The 19008-nt window shown below is 67.0% G+C and carries 18 protein-coding genes and 1 pseudogene; 13 read left to right on the top strand and 6 right to left on the bottom strand.

The features are described 5' to 3' along the window. Positions 1-393: pseudogene (locus WB508_RS04395) on the bottom strand (purine-nucleoside phosphorylase); the annotation flags it as partial. Positions 394-435: 42 nt separating this feature from the next. Between WB508_RS04395 and WB508_RS04400 the strand changes: the two are divergent. The 3 genes from WB508_RS04400 (at position 436) to WB508_RS04410 (ending at position 5553) form a co-directional block, all read left to right on the top strand. Beyond that, positions 436-1812 carry an NAD(P)H-quinone dehydrogenase gene (locus WB508_RS04400; RefSeq protein WP_423843668.1) on the top strand — a complete coding sequence of 459 codons (1377 nt, stop codon included), beginning with the start codon at positions 436-438 and terminating at the stop codon, positions 1810-1812. Positions 1813-1948: 136 nt separating this feature from the next. Then, positions 1949-5137: a SpoIID/LytB domain-containing protein gene (locus WB508_RS04405; RefSeq protein WP_423843669.1), complete on the top strand. Its 3189-nt coding sequence runs from the start codon at positions 1949-1951 to the stop codon at positions 5135-5137. A 14-nt stretch (positions 5138-5151) separates the two neighbouring features. Beyond that, the gene (locus WB508_RS04410; protein ID WP_423843670.1) at positions 5152-5553 is read left to right on the top strand and encodes a hypothetical protein; all 402 of its coding nucleotides are present in this window, start codon (positions 5152-5154) and stop codon (positions 5551-5553) included. Between the two features lie 3 nt (positions 5554-5556). Here WB508_RS04410 and WB508_RS04415 read toward each other — a convergent pair whose 3' ends face one another. Continuing rightward, on the bottom strand, positions 5557-7317 hold the full coding sequence (locus WB508_RS04415; RefSeq protein ID WP_423843685.1) for an acetyl/propionyl/methylcrotonyl-CoA carboxylase subunit alpha: 1761 nt from the start codon (positions 7315-7317) through the stop codon (positions 5557-5559). Between the two features lie 104 nt (positions 7318-7421). Here WB508_RS04415 and WB508_RS04420 point away from each other — a divergent pair, with 104 nt between their 5' ends. Continuing rightward, positions 7422-8588: an acyl-CoA dehydrogenase family protein gene (locus tag WB508_RS04420; protein ID WP_423843671.1), complete on the top strand. Its 1167-nt coding sequence runs from the start codon at positions 7422-7424 to the stop codon at positions 8586-8588. 74 nt (positions 8589-8662) lie between these two features. Here WB508_RS04420 and WB508_RS04425 read toward each other — a convergent pair whose 3' ends face one another. From WB508_RS04425 to WB508_RS04435, 3 genes are read right to left on the bottom strand one after another with little or no spacing between them, the layout of a single operon-like run. Continuing rightward, positions 8663-9256 (bottom strand): Maf family protein, encoded by a 594-nt coding sequence (locus WB508_RS04425; RefSeq protein WP_423843672.1) that lies wholly within the window; start codon positions 9254-9256, stop codon positions 8663-8665. A 25-nt stretch (positions 9257-9281) separates the two neighbouring features. Beyond that, a complete protein-coding gene (locus WB508_RS04430; RefSeq protein WP_423843673.1) occupies positions 9282-9533 on the bottom strand; it encodes an acyl-CoA carboxylase subunit epsilon in 252 nt (83 codons plus the stop codon). Continuing rightward, a complete protein-coding gene (locus WB508_RS04435) occupies positions 9530-11122 on the bottom strand; it encodes an acyl-CoA carboxylase subunit beta (protein ID WP_423843674.1) in 1593 nt (530 codons plus the stop codon). The genes WB508_RS04430 and WB508_RS04435 overlap by 4 nt, the downstream gene beginning before the upstream one ends. A gap of 50 nt (positions 11123-11172) precedes the next feature. Here WB508_RS04435 and WB508_RS04440 point away from each other — a divergent pair, with 50 nt between their 5' ends. Genes WB508_RS04440 through purE form a run of 5 tightly spaced genes read left to right on the top strand, consistent with a single transcriptional unit; the run spans position 11173 to position 15175 of the window. Continuing rightward, entirely contained in the window at positions 11173-12006 is an 834-nt protein-coding gene (locus WB508_RS04440; RefSeq protein ID WP_423843675.1) for a biotin--[acetyl-CoA-carboxylase] ligase, read from the top strand. Positions 12007-12018: 12 nt separating this feature from the next. Next, entirely contained in the window at positions 12019-12534 is a 516-nt protein-coding gene (locus WB508_RS04445) for a PH domain-containing protein (protein WP_423843676.1), read from the top strand. After that, positions 12521-13510: an adenylate/guanylate cyclase domain-containing protein gene (locus WB508_RS04450; RefSeq protein ID WP_423843677.1), complete on the top strand. Its 990-nt coding sequence runs from the start codon at positions 12521-12523 to the stop codon at positions 13508-13510. Before WB508_RS04445 ends, WB508_RS04450 begins: the two co-directional genes overlap by 14 nt. 9 nt (positions 13511-13519) lie before the next feature. Further along, positions 13520-14650, top strand: a complete 1131-nt coding sequence (locus WB508_RS04455) for a 5-(carboxyamino)imidazole ribonucleotide synthase (protein WP_423843678.1) — start codon at positions 13520-13522, stop codon at positions 14648-14650. 9 nt (positions 14651-14659) lie between these two features. Beyond that, positions 14660-15175: a 5-(carboxyamino)imidazole ribonucleotide mutase gene (gene purE, locus WB508_RS04460; RefSeq protein WP_423843679.1), complete on the top strand. Its 516-nt coding sequence runs from the start codon at positions 14660-14662 to the stop codon at positions 15173-15175. Between the two features lie 10 nt (positions 15176-15185). Here purE and WB508_RS04465 read toward each other — a convergent pair whose 3' ends face one another. After that, positions 15186-15788, bottom strand: a complete 603-nt coding sequence (locus WB508_RS04465) for a hypothetical protein (protein WP_423843680.1) — start codon at positions 15786-15788, stop codon at positions 15186-15188. Between the two features lie 86 nt (positions 15789-15874). On the opposite strand from WB508_RS04465, the gene WB508_RS04470 reads away from it, so the two are divergent. Genes WB508_RS04470 through WB508_RS04485 form a run of 4 tightly spaced genes read left to right on the top strand, consistent with a single transcriptional unit; the run spans position 15875 to position 18918 of the window. Then, positions 15875-16552: a VOC family protein gene (locus WB508_RS04470; RefSeq protein WP_423843681.1), complete on the top strand. Its 678-nt coding sequence runs from the start codon at positions 15875-15877 to the stop codon at positions 16550-16552. Between the two features lie 24 nt (positions 16553-16576). Further along, on the top strand, positions 16577-17638 hold the full coding sequence (gene dapE, locus WB508_RS04475; protein WP_423843682.1) for a succinyl-diaminopimelate desuccinylase: 1062 nt from the start codon (positions 16577-16579) through the stop codon (positions 17636-17638). Continuing rightward, complete coding sequence (locus tag WB508_RS04480; protein ID WP_423843683.1) at positions 17635-18375, top strand: TIGR00730 family Rossman fold protein; 741 nt, start codon at positions 17635-17637, stop codon at positions 18373-18375. The genes dapE and WB508_RS04480 overlap by 4 nt, the downstream gene beginning before the upstream one ends. A gap of 9 nt (positions 18376-18384) precedes the next feature. Beyond that, on the top strand, positions 18385-18918 hold the full coding sequence (locus tag WB508_RS04485; RefSeq protein WP_423843684.1) for a DNA-3-methyladenine glycosylase I: 534 nt from the start codon (positions 18385-18387) through the stop codon (positions 18916-18918). Positions 18919-19008 lie beyond the last annotated feature (90 nt).

The following is a 19008-nucleotide window of genomic DNA, read 5'->3' on the forward strand; positions in this document are numbered from 1 at the left end:
AACCGGCGTGCCCGGACTCCACGCCGGGTTCAGACCCCCGCAGCCGTTGGTGAGCACCAGAGTGGACACGCCCGCCGCCGCTGCGGTGCGCACGCCGTGCACGACCGCCGCCACGCCCTTGCCCTCGTAGTAGTGAGTGCGACCGAGAAACACCAGGACTCGCTTGCCACCGACCCGCAGTGATCGGAGGGTTCCGCCGTGGCCCGCGACGGCCGGAGCGCTGAACCCCGGCAGGTCGCCGAGCGGGATCTCGTGCTCGGGGGCTCCGAGGGCGTCGGCGGCAGGGAGCCAGCCGGAGCCCATGACCAGAGCGACGTCCCACGACGCGTCCGGTTCGCCGATGGCGGTGCGCAGCGCGGCGGCTGCCTCCTGTGCTGCTGCAGTGGTGTCCACCCGCCGTACATTACGTGGGCCCGGATGCGGGAGACTGGTGCCGTGACCCAACAGGTGACGATCATCGGCGGTGGACCCGGAGGATACGAGGCAGCGTTGGTGGCTGCGCGGTTGGGCGGGTCCGTCACCCTCATCGAGCGCGATGGCATGGGCGGGTCGACCGTGCTGACGGACTGTGTCCCCAGCAAGACCCTGATCGCCACATCAGACCTGATGACCGATGTCGGCGCGTCCGCCGAGCTGGGAGTGAAGGTCCCGGCCGCGGTGCGGCCGGATCTGGACGCGGTCAACCGGCGGGTGCTGCTGCTCGCTCAGGCTCAATCGGCTGACATTGCCCAGCGGCTGGAGGCCAGCGGGGTCACAGTGCTGATCGGCACTGCGCGCCTGACGGACGCGTCGACCGTCGTCGCGACCTTGTCCGACGGAGAAAACCGTACGATCGTCAGCGATGCCATCCTCGTCGCCACCGGTGCGCACCCACGAATCAGCGCAGACGCGCAGCCGGACGGCGAGCGCATCCTCACGTGGGAGCAGGTCTACGGGCTGACCGCGGTGCCTGAACACATGATCGTGGTCGGTTCCGGTGTCACCGGAGCGGAGTTCGCCAGCGCCTACAACGGTCTCGGTGCCCACGTGACCCTGGTGTCGAGTCGCGACCGGGTGCTTCCCGGCGAGGATGGCGACGCGGCGACCGTGATCGAGAACGTCTTCACCCGACGCGGCATGACCGTGCTGGGTCATTCGCGGATGGAATCGGTGCAGCGCACGGGCGACACCGTCGTCGTGACGCTGACTGATGGCCGCACCGTCGAGGGCTCGCACTGCCTGTTGGCCTTGGGGTCCATCCCCAACACCACCGACCTGGGGCTTGAGGACGTCGGCGTCGTCCTGGACGACGGCGGTTTCATCGAGGTCGACCGCGTCTCGCGCACGTCGGTGCGGGGGATCTACGCTGCTGGCGACTGCACCGGGGTGCTGATGCTCGCTTCGGTCGCCGCCCACCAGGGACGGATCGCGATCTCACATCTGCTCGGGGACGCCGTCCGGCCGCTGGATCTGAGCACCGCCTCCAGCAATGTGTTCACGTCACCGGAGATCGCGACGGTCGGTGTCACGCAGAGGCAGGTCGACGAGGCCGAGATCGTCGCCGAAGTCGCTGTGTTGCCGCTCGGATCGAACGCCCGGGCCAAGATGCAGGGGGTGCACGACGGATTCGTCAAGCTGTTCGCCCGCCCCGACGCCGGCACGATCATCGGGGGAGTGGTGGTGGGCCCCCGCGCCAGCGAGCTGATCCACGTCATCGCCTTGGCGGTCTCCGCCTCGCTGACGGTCGATCAGGTGGCCAACGCGTTCACGGTGTACCCCTCACTGTCTGGGTCGATCGGAGAGGCTGCGCGGCGCCTGCACCGATCGGTCTGACGGGGAGCGCAGCAAATTACAGCCGTGTACTTATGTGACTGATGTGGTTATTGGGACGAAATTCGTGTCTACTGGTCGGGACCAACAGTGAGTTTCTTCCCCGCTCGCTCGTCGACTTGATCGGATTTGCCTCGTCATGACCATTGGACGCGTTGTCACCCGTGGCCTGATCCCCCTGACCGCGTTCGCGGTCTTCGGGACCGCGATCGTTCTTGCCTCGGCAAGTCACGAGGAGGACGTGGCGGGAACGCCCGCGACTGTTCGCGATGTCGGCGTTCCGGCGCTCGATCGTGTCGATCGTGTGCCGGCCCCGGCGGTTCCGGAGCTGGACCATGACGAGACCCACGACGACGAGGCTGATCATCTCGACGCCCCGGTGTCCGCGGACACGGTGGTGGCTGAGCTTCCCGAGGTCGAACTTGAGACCTTCGCGATGCTCGGCGTCACCTGGAAGAGCGGATTGGTGCTGGAAGACACCCGCGTTCAGGCCAAGTGGCGCACGCAGGGCACGTGGACAGCGTGGACTGACCTCCACATCGAGCCGTCGGAACAAGGGACACCCGGAACGGAGCCGATGTGGGTCGACCAGGCCGACGCGGCTGCGGTGAGAGTGATCTCCACGTCGGGGGCGGCACCGCGGGACGTGGAGCTCTCCACGATCGATCCTGGCAAGATGCCGACCGTCACGTCGGCGGCCTCGTTCGCGGCGGCGTCCGCGGCAGGGGTTCCGCAGCCCAGCATCATCAGTCGCTCCGCATGGGGCGCCAGCAACTCCGGCTCGTGCGACAGCCCCATCTATGGAAGCTCCACCAAGGGCGTGATCATCCATCACACGGCGGGCTCGAACAGCTACTCCAAGTCCCAGTCCGCGTCCATCGTCAAGGCCACGCAGGCGTATCACACCGGTAGTCGCAAGTGGTGCGACATCGGCTACAACTTCCTGGTCGACAAGTACGGACAGATCTTCGAGGGACGTAGGGGCGGCATCGACAAGGGTGTGCGCGCTGCTCACTCGGGCAACGGCGCGGTCAACGAAGGGACCGTCGGCATCTCGCTGATGGGCACCTTCACCGATGCGGCACCCTCCTCGGCGATGAAGTCCGCCACCGCGGACCTCGCAGCCTGGAAGATGGCCCTACACGGCATTCCGGCGAAGGGTACCTACACGCTGGGCGGCAAGACGCTCGATCGGATCGCCGGACACCGCAACGTGGTGAGCACGGCGTGCCCGGGAGCAGGGGCCTACTCGTGGGTGACGTCGTCGAGCTCCTCGGGGCTGCGCCAGATGGTCGCCGCGAAGCTCGCCAATTCCTCCTACGCGTTGGGCCGGGTGGGTCAGCCGTCGGCGACGTCGACGGCTGATTCGGTGACGTTCTCGTGGTCGGCTGTCTCTGGTGCCACGTCGTACGACGTGTGCCTGCAGACGGGCGGAACCTCGACATCGTGCACCAAGACCGAGAGCACGTCGGCGTTGTCAAGAACCTTCAACGATCTGGGACCGACCAAGGGCACTGACTGGTACGGCAAGGTGCGGGCGCGTGACGGCTCCAGGTCCGGCGCTTGGTCTGAGCTGCGGGGCGTGGATCTTGCGTCGGCTGGGTCGGCGTCCACGTCGTTGGGTCGCGTGGGTCAACCGTCGGCGACGTCGACGGCTGATTCGGTGACCTTCTCGTGGTCGGCCGTGTCTGGTGCCGCGTCATATGACGTGTGCCTGCAGACCGGTGGAACGTCAACCTCCTGCACCAAGACGGTGCGGACCGCGGCCCTTTCGTTGGTGTTCGAGGATCTGGGTCCGACCAAGGGCACTGACTGGTACGGCAAGGTGCGGGCGCGTGACGGCTCGACGGTGGGTGATTGGTCCGAGCTGCGGGGCGTGGATCTCGCGTCGGCTGAGTCGGCGTCCACGTCGTTGGGTCGCGTGGGTCAACCCTCGGCCACCTCGACGACTGACTCGGTGACCTTCTCGTGGTCGGCCGTGTCTGGCGCCGCAACGTACGACGTGTGCCTGCAGACCGGTGGCACCTCGACCTCGTGCACCAAGACGGAGAGCACGTCGGCGTTGTCGAAGGTCTTCAAGGATCTGGGTCCGACGCAGGGAACTGATTGGTACGGCAAGGTCCGCGCCCGCAATGGCGCCACCGCTGGCGACTGGTCCGAGCTGCGGGCCATCGACCTGCAGAAGCCGTCCACGGCGGAGTCCGCGGTGACTGTTCCCAGCTCGCGCACCGTGACCTTTGAAGGGCATGGATACGGGCACGGAATCGGCATGAGCCAGTACGGCGCTGAGGGTGCCGCCCGCGCAGGACGGACCTACTCGCAGATCCTTGACCTGTACTACCCCGGCACCGATCTGTCGACGAAGACCGGCGACATCAGGGTGCTGATCTCTCAGGACACCACCGATGGCGTTCTCGTCAACGCACAGTCGGGGCTGAAGGTGCGAGACATCGCGGGTGCTCGGACGGTGTCGCTGCCGACCACCGTCGGCGGCAAGGCCGTGGTGCGCTGGATGATCGCGGCGACCTCGAGTGGATCGTCCTCGTCGAAGCTGTTCTACCGCACGACGGGCGGCTACGTCTCGTACCAGCACGAGGGGAAGACCCTCTCGTGGAGCGGTGACAGCTACTTCTACGGTCCTGACAGCATCAGCCTGGTCCTGCCCAACGGCAGTGTCACGAAGCTGCGCGAACAGGTGCGATCGGCCAAGCCCTCATCGGGTTCAGGAAAGCGCGACACCGTCAACGTGCTCTCGCTGGAGAATTACGTGCGGGGTGTCGTGGCGGCCGAGATGCCGTCGAGCTGGAGTGCTGAAGCGCTCAAGGCGCAGTCGGTGGCAGCGCGTACCTACGGCGTCCGGAGCCTGGGCACGAGCCGCTACTACGACATCTGCAGCACCACCGCATGCCAGGTGTATGGCGGTGCGTCTCGTGAGACAGCAAGCACAGACTCGGCGATCAAGGCCACGGCCGGCAAGGTCTTGACCTACAAGGGTGCGCCGGCGCTGGCGCAGTTCTCTTCGTCATCGGGCGGCTACACCAACACCGGGAGCCAGCCCTACCTGAAGGCGGTCAACGACCCATACGACGGGTGGTCCGGCAACAAGAACCACAACTGGACCCTGACGGTGAAGGCCTCCACGATCGAGAGGGCCTATCCCTCGATCGGCACCCTCAAGTCGATGCAGGTCACTCAGCGCAACGGTTACGGCGAGATGGGCGGACGGGTGTCCGCGCTGAAGCTGGTGGGATCGAAGGGGACCAAGACGATCAGCGGCGTGAACGCACGCTGGGCGTTCGGACTGCGTTCAGACTGGTTTGGTTTCTAGGCCACACTGGTCTGATGGGTGAGGTGAGGGCGAGTTCCGTGCTGCGATCAGCGGCTCTGGCAGGTGCGGCGAACGCGCTGTCTCTGTTGGTCGCGGCTGCGGTGCTCGACGCATTCGTCATCACTGCGGGGTGGTTCGTCTTTGCCGTCGTGCTGGTGACGGTGCTGACCCTGCTGCTGCGCGGGATCGTGCTGGCCCTGGTCAGCCGATTTATCCGGACCTACACCATCGTCGGCGGGCTCGTTCTGACGTACGTAGCGCTGGTGATCACCGACGGAGTCACCCCAGAGGGCGGTTTCTCCCTGCACGGATGGGGAACCTGGCTCGGCGTCACGGTGATGGTGTGGTCGGCCGGCATCGCCTACGGCGAGGTCGACCAGCACGCGCCGCCCGAGGTGCCCCCCGTACGACGCTGACTGCTACTCGGCCGCCGCCGCGTCCTTGATCTCGGCCAGCAGGTCGCCGGAACCGACTGCAGCCCCGACCTCGACGGCCAGACCCGCAATGGTGCCGGCTTTGTGGGCATTGATCGGCTGTTCCATCTTCATGGCCTCGATGACGAAGATCTGGTCGCCCGCAGCGACGTCCTGACCCTCGGTGACGGCGACCTTGACGATGGTGCCCTGCATCGGCGCAGTGAGAGAGTCGCCGCTTGCTGCTGACCCGCCACCCCCGCCTGCCTTGCGCTTGGGCTTCTTGGCGCCGGCCGGGGGTCCCGCAGCACCCAGACCGCCAGGCAGCACGACCTCGACCCGCTTGCCGCCGACCTCGACCACGACGCGCTCACGTTCGGCGGGCTCCTCGGTCTCTGACGCACCGGCGTACGGCTCCAGCTGGTTGTCGTAGTCCGTTTCGATCCACGTGGTGTAGACGGTGAATTCGCCGTCGGCCGCGGTGAAGGCCGGGTCGTCAACGACCGAGCGGTGGAAGGGGATCACGGTGGGCATGCCGTCCACGACGAATTCGTCGAGGGCGCGGCGTGACCGCGCCAGAGCCTGCTCTCGGCTCGTGCCAGTGACGATCAGCTTGGCGACCAGGGAGTCGAACGACCCAGGGATCGTTTCGCCTTCCTCGTAGCCGCCGTCGAGGCGGACGCCGGGACCGGACGGGGGCGACCACCTGGTCAGGGTGCCGGGGGCGGGCAGGAAGCCTTTTCCGCCGTCCTCGGCGTTGATGCGGAACTCGATGGAGTGTCCGCGCACGTCGGGATCGTCGTAGCCGAGCTCTTCGCCAGCAGCGATGCGGAACATCTCGCGCACGAGGTCGATGCCCGTGACCTCCTCGGACACGCAGTGCTCGACCTGGAGGCGGGTGTTGACCTCCAGAAAGCTGATGGTCCCGTCGCGGGCCACCAGAAACTCGCACGTGCCAGCGCCGACGTAGCCAGCTTCCTTGAGGATCGCCTTGGAGGAGGAGTAGAGCCGCTCGATCTGGTCGTCGGTCAGATACGGCGCGGGCGCCTCCTCGACGAGCTTTTGGTGGCGACGCTGCAAGGAGCAGTCGCGGGTCGACACGACGACGACATTGCCGTGACTGTCGGCGAGGCACTGGGTCTCGACGTGGCGGGGCCGATCGAGAAACTTCTCGACGAGGCACTCGCCACGACCGAAGGCGCTGACGGCCTCACGCACGGCCGACTCGAACAGCTCGGGGATCTCCTCGATCGTGGTGGCGACCTTGAGGCCGCGGCCGCCGCCGCCGAAGACAGCCTTGATGGCCACCGGAAGTCCGTTGGCCTTCGCGAACTCGATGACCTCGTCGGCATCCTTGACCGCGTCCTTGGTCCCAGGAGCGAGAGGTGCGTCGGCCTTCTGCGCGATCTGCTTGGCCTTGGCCTTGTCGCCCAAGTTCTCGATGGCGCTCGGCGGGGGTCCGATCCAGATCAACCCGGCGTCGATGACGGCCTGGGCGAAGTCGGCGTTCTCGGCCAGGAAGCCGTATCCGGGATGCACGCTGTCGGCGCCGCTCTTCTCAGCGACCGCAAGGATCTTCTCGATCGACAGGTACGAGTCACCGGGGGTCGAGCCGTCCAGCGAGAAGGCCTCATCAGCCAGTCGCACGAACAGTGCGTCGCGATCGGGTTCGGCGTACACCGCGACGGAGGCGATGGCGGCGTCCTTGCAGGCCCGCACCACGCGGACCGCGATCTCTCCGCGGTTGGCGATCAGGACCTTTGACAGGGGCTTGCTCACAGACTCACTCCTCGTGCACCGGGTTTGCCTGCCGCAGTCTAGGGCGTGGGCGTTGGTTAACGAACGTTAACCCGGCTTGCTAGGGTGGTGTCATGAGCTTCCAGCTGTCTGACGAGCACGAGACCTTCCGACGCAGCGTCCGCGAATTCGCCGAGGGCGAGATCTCCCCGCACGTCGCGCAGTGGGATCGCGACCACCACTTCCCGGTCGATCTGATCCATCAGATGGGCGATCTGGGGTTGTTCGGGCTCACGGCGCCCGAGGAGCTCGGCGGAGCCGGCGGCGATTTCACCAGCCTGTGCGTCGCGATCGAGGAGCTCGGCCGAGTCGATCAGTCGATAGGCATCACGCTGGAGGCAGCAGTGGGTCTGGGCATCAACCCGATCCTCACCTTCGGCACGACCGAACAGAAGGAGCGGTGGTTGCCTGACCTGGTGGCCGGCCGCAGCCTCGCGGGCTTCGGCCTGACGGAGTCAGGGTCGGGGTCCGATGCGTCGGCCATGCGCACCAAGGCTGAGCTCGACGGGGACGAATGGGTCGTGAACGGATCGAAGGAGTTCATCACCAACTCCGGCAGCGAGATCACCTCGCTGATCACGGTTGCAGCCCGCACGGGCCAGACCGAGCGCGGCCGCCCCGAGATCTCCGCGATCGTCGTGCCGGCCAACACCCCTGGATTCGCGGCCGAACCGCCTTACGACAAGCTCGGTTGGCACATCTCGGACACCCACCCCTTGACCTTCGACGATGCTCGCGTGCCCGCGGACCACCTGCTCGGCGAGCGCGGACGTGGGTACGCACAATTCTTGGCCACGCTCGACGACGGGAGGGTTGCCATCGCTGCCCTGGCCGTCGGCCTGATCCAGGGATGTCTTGACGCATGCGTGCGGTACGCGGGGGAGCGCACCACCTTCGGTGTTCCGATCGGCGCCAAGCAGGGTGTCGCCTTTCAGATCGCCGATCTCGCGGTCAAGGCGCAGGCGGGGCGGGCTCTGACTTATCAGGCCGCCGCCATGAAGGACGCCGGCGTCGGCGGGAAGGCTTTCAAACAGGCCGCCTCGATCGCCAAGCTCTACACCTCCGAGGCCGCCGTTGACGCCACGCGGATTGCCACGCAGGTGTTCGGCGGATACGGCTTCATGGAGGAGTACCCAGTCGCCCGGTTCTACCGCGATGCCAAGATCCTCGAGATCGGTGAGGGCACGTCCGAGGTCCAGCGCATCCTGATCGCTCGCGGCCTCGGACTGCCGGTCGAGTGAGCGGGACGTGGGCGCACGCTGCTGCTCGGTACCGATGAACGCTGGCCGAGGTGCTGCGCGAGATGGCTGAGACCTCAGGGCAAACGGTTCCAGAGTGTCGGCCAGGCAATGCCCAGATCGCCCACCAGGTCCCGCAGCAAGGGCAATGACAGTCCGACCACGTTGTGGTGGTCGCCCTCGATCCCGCGAATGAACGCGCCGCCCAACCCATCGATCGTGAAGGCGCCGGCCACGTGAAGTGGTTCGCCCGTGGCGACGTAGGCGTCGATCTCGTCATCGGTGATCTTCGCGAAGTGCACGATCGTGGAGGCGGTCTCGACGAACTCATCTTCGCCGCGTCGCACGCAATGACCGGTGTACAGCACGCCTGACTTGCCGCGCATGCGTCGCCAGCGTCCGGCGGCCTCGACGGGACCGATCGGTTTGCCGAGCACGTCGCCCTCGAAGGCAAGGACCGAATCGCATCCGATGATCAGCGCGTCGACATCGGTGATCTGCTCGGCCACGGCCCGACACTTCATCTGGGCGAGCGCCGCGGCCAGATTGGCTGCGTTGTGGGTCGCGACCGTGTCTTCGTCGACGCCAGACACGACGACCTCGGGCTCGATCCCGGCCGAGCGAAGGGTGGCGAGTCGGGCTGGAGACTGCGAGGCGAGCACGACTCTCATGGGGTCCACCCGACGGTCGGCATCCTCAGGCCCAGGACGAGCGACGCCACTGATCGGCGCCGAATCGGTGGGGGCGGCGGGCCATGCGAGCCGGATGGCCCCACTCGGAGCGCGGTTGCTGCATGACGCGTGCTGCGGCGTGAGCGGCGGCCGCGTTGCGGGCTGCGACGACCGCCACCAGAGCAGCCAGCTCCTCGGGCGTCAGGTCACCCCTGACCACCCGCAGAACCGGCGTGCCCTGAACGGGTGACTCGTCCACCGACTCGTCCGAGCTCACAGCGGGATGTTCCCGTGCTTCTTGGGCGGGAGGGTCTCTCGCTTGGTCTTCAACAGGCGCAGGGCCTTGACCACCTCGGCGCGCGTCTGGTGCGGCGCGATGACCTGGTCGACGTAGCCGCGCTCAGCTGCGAGGTACGGGTTGCACAGCGTGTCCTCGTACTCCGTCATCAGCTGAGCTCGGAGGGCTTCGGGATCATCGGACGCGGCCAGTTCTTTGCGATACAGGATGCCGACGGCTCCGGACGCGCCGACCACGGCGATCTGCGCCGACGGCCACGCGATGTTGATGTCGGCACCGAGGTGCTTGGACCCCATGACGTCGTACGCGCCGCCATAGGCCTTGCGGGTGATGACGGTGATCAGCGGCACGGTGGCTTCGGCGTAGGCGTAGATCAGCTTGGCACCGCGCCGGATGATGCCATTCCACTCCTGATCGGTGCCGGGGAGGAAGCCGGGTACGTCGACGAAGGTGAGGACGGGGATGTTGAACGCATCGCACGTGCGAACGAAGCGGGCTGCCTTCTCGGACGCGTCGATGTCCAGGCACCCGGCCAGCTGCATCGGCTGATTGGCCACGACGCCCACGCTGCGGCCCTCGACCCGGCCGTAGCCGATCACGAGGTTGGGCGCGAACAGCGGCATGACCTCGAGGAAGTCGCCGTCGTCGACGACGCTCTCGATGACGGTACGGATGTCGTAGGGCTGATTGGTGGAGTCCGGGATGAGGATGTCCAGTGCCAGGTCGGTCTCGTTGAACTCGAGGTCCGCGATCTCGTCGTACGGCTCAGGCTCCTCCATGTTGTTCTGCGGAAGGAACGAGATGAGCGCCTTGGTGTATTCGATGGCGTCTTCCTCGTCGGCACCCATGTAGTGCGCATTGCCACTCTTGGTGTTGTGCGTGCGCGCGCCACCCAGATCCTCCATCGAGACGTCCTCGCCGGTCACGGTCTTGATGATGTCGGGGCCGGTGATGAACATGTTCGATGTCTTGTCGACCATGATCACGAAGTCGGTGACAGCGGGGGAGTAGACGTGGCCGCCGGCGTTGGCGCCCATGATCAGACTGATCTGCGGGATGACACCTGAGGCATGCACGTTGCGCTTGAAGATCTCGCCGTACAGGCCCAGCGACACCACACCCTCCTGGATACGTGCGCCGGAGCCCTCGTTGATGCCGATGATGGGACAACCGGACTTGATCGCGAGGTCCATCACCTTGACGATCTTCTCGCCATAGACCTGGCCCAGACTGCCGCCGAAGACGCTGAAGTCCTGACTGAACACGCACACCTGACGGCCGTCAATGGTGCCGTAGCCCGTGATGACACCGTCGCCGAGCGGCCGGTTGTTCTCCAACCCGAAGTCGGTCGCCCGGTGGCGGGCGAGAGCGTCGAGCTCGACGAACGACCCCTCGTCGAGCAGCTGCTCGATCCGCTCGCGGGCACTCTGGCGGCCACGAGCGCTCTGCTTCTCGTGGGCACGGGCTGCCATCTCGACCTCCGCGGCGTCGCGGCGCGCGAGGAAGTCGGCCAGCCGGCCGGCGGTGGTGTGCAGCTCGGGGTTCTCTTCGATCTCAGCTTCGCTCACGGGGGTCACTGTAACGAAGCGCGTGGTCCCCGGTGTGTGAGGCTGAGGGGGTGACCACCGATGGGACGCCCCCCGGCCCCTACAGCCGCCTCGATCGCCCGCCACTGGACGGAACCGCCCTCCGGACCGCGCTGGTGGTGGAGGGCTCGATGTGGACCGATGTCGTCGTCACCCAGGCGACGGCCAGCACCAACGCTGATGCCTCGGTCGCCGCTCGCGAGGGAGCAGCTGAGGGAACGATCTTCACCACGCATGCCCAGACGTCGGGTCGGGGCAGATTGGACCGATCGTGGGACTCCGCGCCCGGTTCGGGCCTGGCGGTGTCCGTGGTGCTGCGCCCCGACGCCATCTCACCCGCTCGGTGGGTGTGGCTGCCCCTTCTGGTCGGTCTGGCGGTTGACGCGACCGTCCGCGACCTGGGCGTCGGCAGCGGATTGAAGTGGCCCAACGACGTGCTCGTCGAGGACCGCAAGATCGCGGGCATCCTGCTCGAGCGAGTCCAGACGCCGATCGGGACCGCTGCCGTGGTGGGGATCGGGCTCAACGTCTCGATGTCTCGCGAGGAGCTGCCCGTCCCGCAGGCCACCTCCCTGGCTCTGGAGGGCGCGACGTCGACGGACCGGACCGTGGTCCTCCGGTCGTTGCTCCGCAACCTGGAGGCGTTGTATCGCGCTTGGATCGTCACCGAAGGTGATCCTGCCGCCGGCATACGTGAGGCCTACCTGCGCCGGTGCGTGACGATCGGCTCCTCGGTCCGCGTGCAGATGCCCGATGGCTCTGACCTCGTGGGCGCCGCTGAGGCCATCGATGATCACGGTCGGTTGGTCGTCGACGGGCATCCGGTGAGCGCTGGCGATGTCACGCACGTGCGGGCCGCGCCGTGACATGATTTGCCCATGAGTCTGCCGCGCAAGTTGATGATCGACGGTGAACAGGTCGTCGAGAACACTCGCACCCACGTCAAGGTGCTGATCATCCCCTTCCTCATCCTGATCGTCGTGGCCGCGGCCGAGGGCTACGTGCAGTCGATGATCGATGGCGACGATCACGCCGTGTGGCGGTGGGTGGCGGCCGGGGTGGCTGTGATTCTCGTGTTCTGGGGGTCGGTCCTGCCCTTCCTCACGTGGCTCTCCTGGACCTACACGCTGACCAACAAGCGCATCGTGGAGCAGAAGGGCATCCTGACCCGCACCGGACGAGTCATTCCCTTGAGCCGCGTCAACGACGTCGCCTTCGAGCGTAATCTCAACGATCGCATCCTCGGATGCGGCACGCTGGTCATCCACGACGCCAGTGAACAGGCCGGTCTACGGCTCAACGACATTCCGAAGATCGCGGCCTTTCACCGCACCGTGAGCAACCTGGTCTTCGGCCAGCACGACACAGCGGCAGGAAGAGATGAATCGGTCTGATCAGCACGACCGGCTCGTTCGGCTGATCTTCGGCGCCGACGCCGAGCTCACGGCCGAGGAGGTTGCTGAGCGCGGCGGACTCAGCCTCGAGAACGGACAACGTCTGTGGCGAGCGTTGGGGTTCCCGGACGTCGGTGAGGATGTTGCCTACGCTGACGCGGACGTCCAAGCCGTCAGGCTCGTGGCCGCGGCGCTCCACGCCGACATGCTCGGCGAAGAGACGGTGTTCCGTATGACGCGGGCCATGGGAACCACGATGTCGCGGCTGGCCGACTGGCAGGTCAGCACCCTGGTCGAGCAGGTCGATCACGATGTCGCCGCGGGCAAGGCCGAGAGCCGGCTGGATCGCGCCGTCGAGCTGGCCCAGTACTCCGCCCCGAGCTTCGAGAGCCTGATGCTCTACGCCTGGCGCCGCCACCTTGGGGCCGCCGTGGGACGCATGGAGGCGCTCGGGCCCTCCGACGAGGAAGTGCTCTCGACTCACTTGACGGTTGGCTTCGCCGACCTGAGCCGGTTCACCACGGTGTCCAACGGTCTGGACGGCCTGGCGCTGGGCAATCTCGTGGAGGACTTCGAGAGCCGCTGCACCGATGTCGTCACGGCTGGCGGTGGGCGCGTCATCAAGACCTTGGGTGATGCTGTGCTGTTCGTGGCCGACACCGCGCCTGACGGGACCCGCATCGCGCTGGGGCTCGTCGGTCAGATCGCTCGTCGACCCGACATGCCTGACATCAAGGTGGGCCTGGCCACCGGTTCGGTGCTGAGCCGGCTGGGCGACGTGTTCGGGCCGCCCGTGAATCTCGCTGCACGACTCACCCACGTGGCCCGGAGCAACCGTGTGCTGGTCGATGAACGCACCGCCGCGCTGCTGGGGGATGAATTCGAGACCCGTGTCATGCCGCCGCGACCGTTGAGGGGTTTCGGCAACGTCTCGCCGGTCACGGTCAGCGAACGGCGCGGTTTCCGATCTCGGTAGGCTGCGGGCGTGCCTGCTCCTCATCTCGCCGTCATCGGCGGCGGCCAGCTCGCCCGCATGATGGCTCCGCCCGCCGTGGCGCTCGGCATCCGGCTACGACTGCTCGCCGAGGCGGGCGATGTGTCGGCTGCGCAGGTGATCGGTGACCACCTCGTGGGTGACCACACGAACCTGGCCGATCTGCGGGACGCCGTCGGTGATGCCCCCGTCGTCACCTTCGACCATGAGCACGTGCCGCCTGAGCATCTGCAGGCTCTCGCCGCCGAGGGCCACGCCTGCCGGCCCAGCCCTGATGCGTTGTTGTTTGCCCAGGACAAGGGGGACATGCGGGTGCGTCTGAGTCTGCTCGGCATTCCCAGCCCAGTGTTCGAGCTGCTGTCAGAGGACCTCGCCGACGCGATCGACGACATGCATGACTTCGGATATCCCGCAGTCGTCAAGACCACCCGCGGGGGATATGACGGCAAGGGCGTATGGGTGGTCCGCTCAGCCGATGATCTTGCGGAGCCGTTCAGTGTCGGTCAGGAACTCATGGCCGAGGAGCTCGTCGACTTCCGCCGTGAGCTGTCGGCCCTGGTCGCCCGGTCGCCGTCAGGCGAGGTGAGGGCCTACCCGGTGGTTGAGTCTCGCCAGGTCGACGGCGTGTGCTCGGAGGTCATCGCCCCGGCACCCGATCTGGACCCAGCCCTCGCTGCAGAAGCTCGCCAGATCGCCGAGCGCATCGCCACCGAGCTGGAGGTCACCGGAATCCTCGCGGTCGAGATGTTCGAGACGACCGACGGCCGCATCCTGGTCAACGAGCTCGCCATGCGGCCGCACAACACAGGGCACTGGAGCATCGAGGGCGCCGAGACCAGTCAGTTCGAGAACCACCTGCGTGCCGTGCTCGACCTCCCGCTCGGGCCCACCACCGCTCGCCAGCCGTGGAGCGTCATGGTCAACGTGCTCGGGGGTGCGGTCGAGGATCTGCTGGTCCAGCGCGCCATTGCACTGGCGGCGGAGCCCGGCGTCCACGTCCACCTGTATGGCAAGGCGGTCAAGCCGGGCCGCAAGGTCGGACATGTCACGGCCACCGGCATCGATCTGGACGACACCCGCGCCCGCGCCCGTCGCTCCGCGGCCCTGCTCACCGATGGATAAGATCCAGCCATGAGCCAAGCGCCGCGGGTTGGGATCGTCATGGGGTCGGACTCGGACTGGCCCATCATGCAGGCGGCCGCCGAGGCACTGACTGAGTTCGGCATCTCCCACGAGGCAGACGTCGTGTCGGCACACCGGATGCCCGACGAGATGCTGGCGTACGGCCGCGACGCGCACGGACGTGGCCTCGAGGTCATCATCGCCGGCGCCGGCGGCGCAGCCCACCTGCCAGGCATGCTGGCCGCGGTCACCCCGTTGCCGGTCATCGGCGTGCCCGTGGCGCTCAAGCACCTAGACGGCCTGGACTCGCTGCTCTCGATCGTCCAGATGCCAGCGGGGGTGCCGGTCGCCACCGTGTCCATCGGCAACGCTCGCAACGCCGGGTTGCTCGCCGTGCGCATCCTGGCCGCTGGCGACCCGAACCTCACCGATCAGATGCTGCGATTCCAAGCCGATCTCGCAAACTCCGCCCGCGCCAAGGGCGAGAAGATTCGCCAGCCAGGCGGCGGCTCCGGCTTCCGCTGATTCGCGTCCGTCAGGAATCCCGCACGTAGGACGTCAGCGCGGTCAGGCTCGGACGCGCCGGCGCGGAAGCGAAGCCGAATCGCACCGGGGGAGTGAGCGACGCGAGCGCTCCGAGGTCCTCTCCGCTCCACTGAGCCGTGGCCGAGTCGATGCCACGCACCGCACGGGCGGCGTACCACTCGGTGCGTCCGCTGCCGGCGCTGCCGAAGGTCTGCACGCCGGGCATGAGGCGAGCGGCGACCGGGTTGATGAGTCGCGCCCACGTGGCCGCACGGCGAACGGGTGGTGGAACTGCATGCAGCAGGGGCGACATCCAGAGGCGTCGGCCGGGGACGAAGGTGATCTCGAGGTTCGTGGAGGTCATCGTCCACCGGTCATGGCCCTGGGCGATGGCCACCGGCGCGATCACGATCTCGTCGAAGGAGTAGGTGGTCGCGATGAAGTCGGCGATGTCCTCGCGGGGAGCGACCAGGGTGCGGTGCCCGTCGGCGTCCTCGATCATCGCGTCGGCGAACGCACCCATCGGCGTCCGGTCCCACATACCGAGGACGAGGCGGGTGCCCGAGCGGGTGCCGATGCCAGCGATGTGGCCGGTGAAGGAGTGGACTGTCACGTGCTCACGCTAGTGCCGGCGCAGCCGCTCTGCAGGGCTCCAGCGGCGGCCCGCTCATCCACCGAAGTCGCGCTAGCCTCGAACGCATGGCTGCTCTGGTGACCTGGAGGGCGTTGTGCATCGACGCGTCGGACGTGTTGGCCGTCGAGGGTTTCTGGGCTCATGTTCTGCAGTGGAGGGTCGAACGCCTTGGCGACAACGACTCAGTCCTACGAGGCAGCGGGCCTGGCGAGGAGATCTGGGTCAATCGCGTTCCGGAACCTCGCACGGTCAAGCAACGGGTGCATCTGGATCTCCGCGCTGAGTCTCTCGACCGATTCGCTGGGCTCGAGCAGCTGACGGCCAAGGACGAGCTGGCCTGGACCGTCCTCGCCGATCCAGAGGGCGGCGAGTTCTGCGTCTTCATCGATGACGACCCTCCACGAACGCGGTGGAAGGCTCTCGGTGTCGACGCGGTTCATCACCGGTCAATCGCTGCGTGGTGGGCCGATGTCCTGGGCGGCACCCTGTTCGAGGACGACGACTACACCTCCGTGCAGAGACTGCCCGGCTCGACGTTGGAGTCGATCGACTTCGCCACAGTCCCGGAGCCCAAGACGGTCAAGAACCGCATCCACTGGGACGTGATGCTGACCGCCGAGAGCTCCGTCGACGACCTCGTCGCGGCCAGGGCGACGGTGCTGCGAGCGGCCGACGACGAGATCCGGTGGACCATCATGGCCGACCCGGAAGGCAACGAGTTCTGCGTCTTCGAGGGTCTCTGAGCGGCGACGTGATGAAATGAGTGCGTGCCCCTCGACCTGACGAACACCGATGTCGTGACGCTCACGGCCGCGCTCGTCGACGCGCCGTCGGAGAGCTTGCACGAACAGGCTCTGGCCGACGACGTCGAAGCCGCTCTGTCCGCGCTCGACCACCTGACGGTGGTGCGGGACGGCAACACGCTGGTGGCCCGCACCGACCTGGGTCGCGCCGAGCGCGTCGTCATCGCCGGACACCTCGACACGGTTCCGGAGAACGGCAACCTCCCCTCGCGCCTCGCTGACGGCATCCTGCACGGCCTCGGGTCGTGCGACATGAAGGGTGGCGTCGCCGTGGCTCTGATCCTTGCTGCCACGATCGCCGACCCCGTCCGCGACGTCACCTACGTCTTCTACGACGCCGAAGAGATCGCCGCGGAGTTCAACGGTCTCGGTCGGATCGCCCGCGAGCGCCCTGACCTGTTGGCCGGCGACTTCGCGATCTTGATGGAGCCCTCCAACGCCGGAGTCGAGGCTGGCTGCCAGGGCACCATGCGGGTCGACCTGCGCACAGCGGGAGAGCGCGCTCACTCGGCTCGATCGTGGATGGGCGCCAACGCGATCCACGCGATGGCACCGGTGCTGGACATCCTGGCCACCTACCTACCGCGCGAGGTCGAGATCGATGGCCTCGTCTACCGCGAGGGGCTCAACGCCGTCGGGATCAACGGTGGAGTCTCGGGCAACGTGGTGCCCGACGAAGCCGTCGTGACCATCAACTTCCGGTTTGCTCCCGATCGCAGTGAGAACGACGCCTTCACCCACCTGCAGGAGGTGTTCGAAGGCTTCGGGCTCACCGTCACCGACAGCGCGCCAGGCGCGCTGCCGGGGCTGCAGCGTCCGGCCGCAGCCGCGTTCGTCGAAGCGGTCGGGGCCGAGGTGGGACCCAAGTTCGGCTGGACTGACGTCGCGCAGTTCACGGTTCTGGGTATCCCTGCGGTCAACTACGGACCCGGCAACCCGCTGTTCGCCCACAAGGCCGACGAGCACGTGCCGGTGGCCCACCTGCACTCCGTGCTCGCATCGCTCACCACCTGGATGACCTCATGACGCAGCAGCAGCCTTCAGAACCGTCCCACCACAAGGGACCGGTGCAGCTGCGCCGCAGCAGCATCCCAGAATCCACCACCGATCAGCGGCTGCTCGATTCTCGAGGACCGGCTGACTGGGTGCACACCGACCCGTGGCGGGTCCTTCGCATCCAAGCCGAGTTCATCGAAGGCTTTGGAGCGCTTGCCGAGCTGGGGCCCGCCATCAGCGTCTTCGGGTCGGCGCGCACCCAGCCCGACGACCCGATGTACGCCGCGGCCACAGCGATGGCCACGAAGCTCTGCGAGGTCGGCTACGCCGTCATCACCGGCGGTGGGCCAGGGGCGATGGAGGCGGCCAATCGTGGGGCCAGCGAGTGCGGCGGGGTGTCGGTGGGGCTCGGCATCGAGCTGCCGCATGAGCAGGGCATGAACGACTGGGTCGACCTCGGCATCAATTTTCGCTACTTCTTCGTCCGCAAGACCATGTTCGTCAAGTACTCGCAGGGCTTCGTCGTGCTGCCGGGCGGCTTCGGCACGATGGACGAGCTGTTCGAGGCATTGACCCTCGCCCAGACCGGCAAGGTCACGTCCTTCCCGATCGTGCTGTTCGGCAGCGAGTACTGGGGTGGTCTGATCGACTGGCTGCGCCAGACGATGGCTGCCGACGGCAAGATCGGGCCGGACGACATCGACATGCTGCACGTGACCGACGACGTTGACGACGCGGTCGCCCACGTCGTCGCCATGGACGTCTAGGACTTCTGGGTGCGCTGCCCGTGGGGTGACGATCCGGCCATGGTGAAGTACCACGATCACGAGTGGGGCCGCGAGATCCGTGACGAGGCGGCGCTGTTCGAGCGGATGTGCCTCGAGGCCTTCCAATCCGGTCTGTCGTGGCTGATCATCCTGCGCAAGCGAGATCGGTTCCGCGAGGTCTTCGCGCAGTTCGACCCGTCGGCGGTCGCGGCATTTGGTGTCGGCGACATCGAACGTCTGCTCGGCGACGCGGGCATCGTGCGGAACCGGCAGAAGATCGACGCGGCCATCGCCAACGCGAGAGCGGTGCTGGAGCTCGACGGGGGCTTCAGCGATCTGCTGTGGTCGTTCGCGCCCCCGCCGAGACCTGCCCCGACGATGCCGGCCGAGGTGCCGGCCGTCACGGCGGAGTCCACCGCGATGGCCCGGGAGCTGAAGGGCCGGGGATTTCGATTCGTGGGACCCACCACCGCCTACGCGTTGATGCAGGCCACGGGGATGGTCAACGACCATCTCGCGGACTGCGTCGCCCGCGAACCCTGAACTCAGCCTTGACATCTGTTTCCTCGGGATCGGCGTGGCGTGTCGCCACCATGGGTCGTCCGTCTTTAACATCAGCACCATGGCCCCCTC

This window comes from Aeromicrobium sp., from assembly GCF_049586495.1.
Classification (GTDB): Bacteria; Actinomycetota; Actinomycetes; order Propionibacteriales; family Nocardioidaceae; genus Aeromicrobium.

What these genes read in the sequence shown, in the direction of transcription:
- WB508_RS04405 (WP_423843669.1), top strand. Translation starts at nt 1,949, where the DNA reads ATGACCATTGGACGCGTTGTCACCCGTGGCCTGATCCCCCTGACCGCG.
- WB508_RS04410 (WP_423843670.1), top strand. Translation starts at nt 5,152, where the DNA reads ATGGGTGAGGTGAGGGCGAGTTCCGTGCTGCGATCAGCGGCTCTGGCA.
- WB508_RS04420 (WP_423843671.1), top strand. Translation starts at nt 7,422, where the DNA reads ATGAGCTTCCAGCTGTCTGACGAGCACGAGACCTTCCGACGCAGCGTC.
- WB508_RS04425 (WP_423843672.1), bottom strand. Translation starts at nt 9,256, where the DNA reads ATGAGAGTCGTGCTCGCCTCGCAGTCTCCAGCCCGACTCGCCACCCTT.
- WB508_RS04445 (WP_423843676.1), top strand. Translation starts at nt 12,019, where the DNA reads ATGAGTCTGCCGCGCAAGTTGATGATCGACGGTGAACAGGTCGTCGAG.
- WB508_RS04450 (WP_423843677.1), top strand. Translation starts at nt 12,521, where the DNA reads ATGAATCGGTCTGATCAGCACGACCGGCTCGTTCGGCTGATCTTCGGC.
- purE (WP_423843679.1), top strand. Translation starts at nt 14,660, where the DNA reads ATGAGCCAAGCGCCGCGGGTTGGGATCGTCATGGGGTCGGACTCGGAC.
- WB508_RS04470 (WP_423843681.1), top strand. Translation starts at nt 15,875, where the DNA reads ATGGCTGCTCTGGTGACCTGGAGGGCGTTGTGCATCGACGCGTCGGAC.
- WB508_RS04480 (WP_423843683.1), top strand. Translation starts at nt 17,635, where the DNA reads ATGACGCAGCAGCAGCCTTCAGAACCGTCCCACCACAAGGGACCGGTG.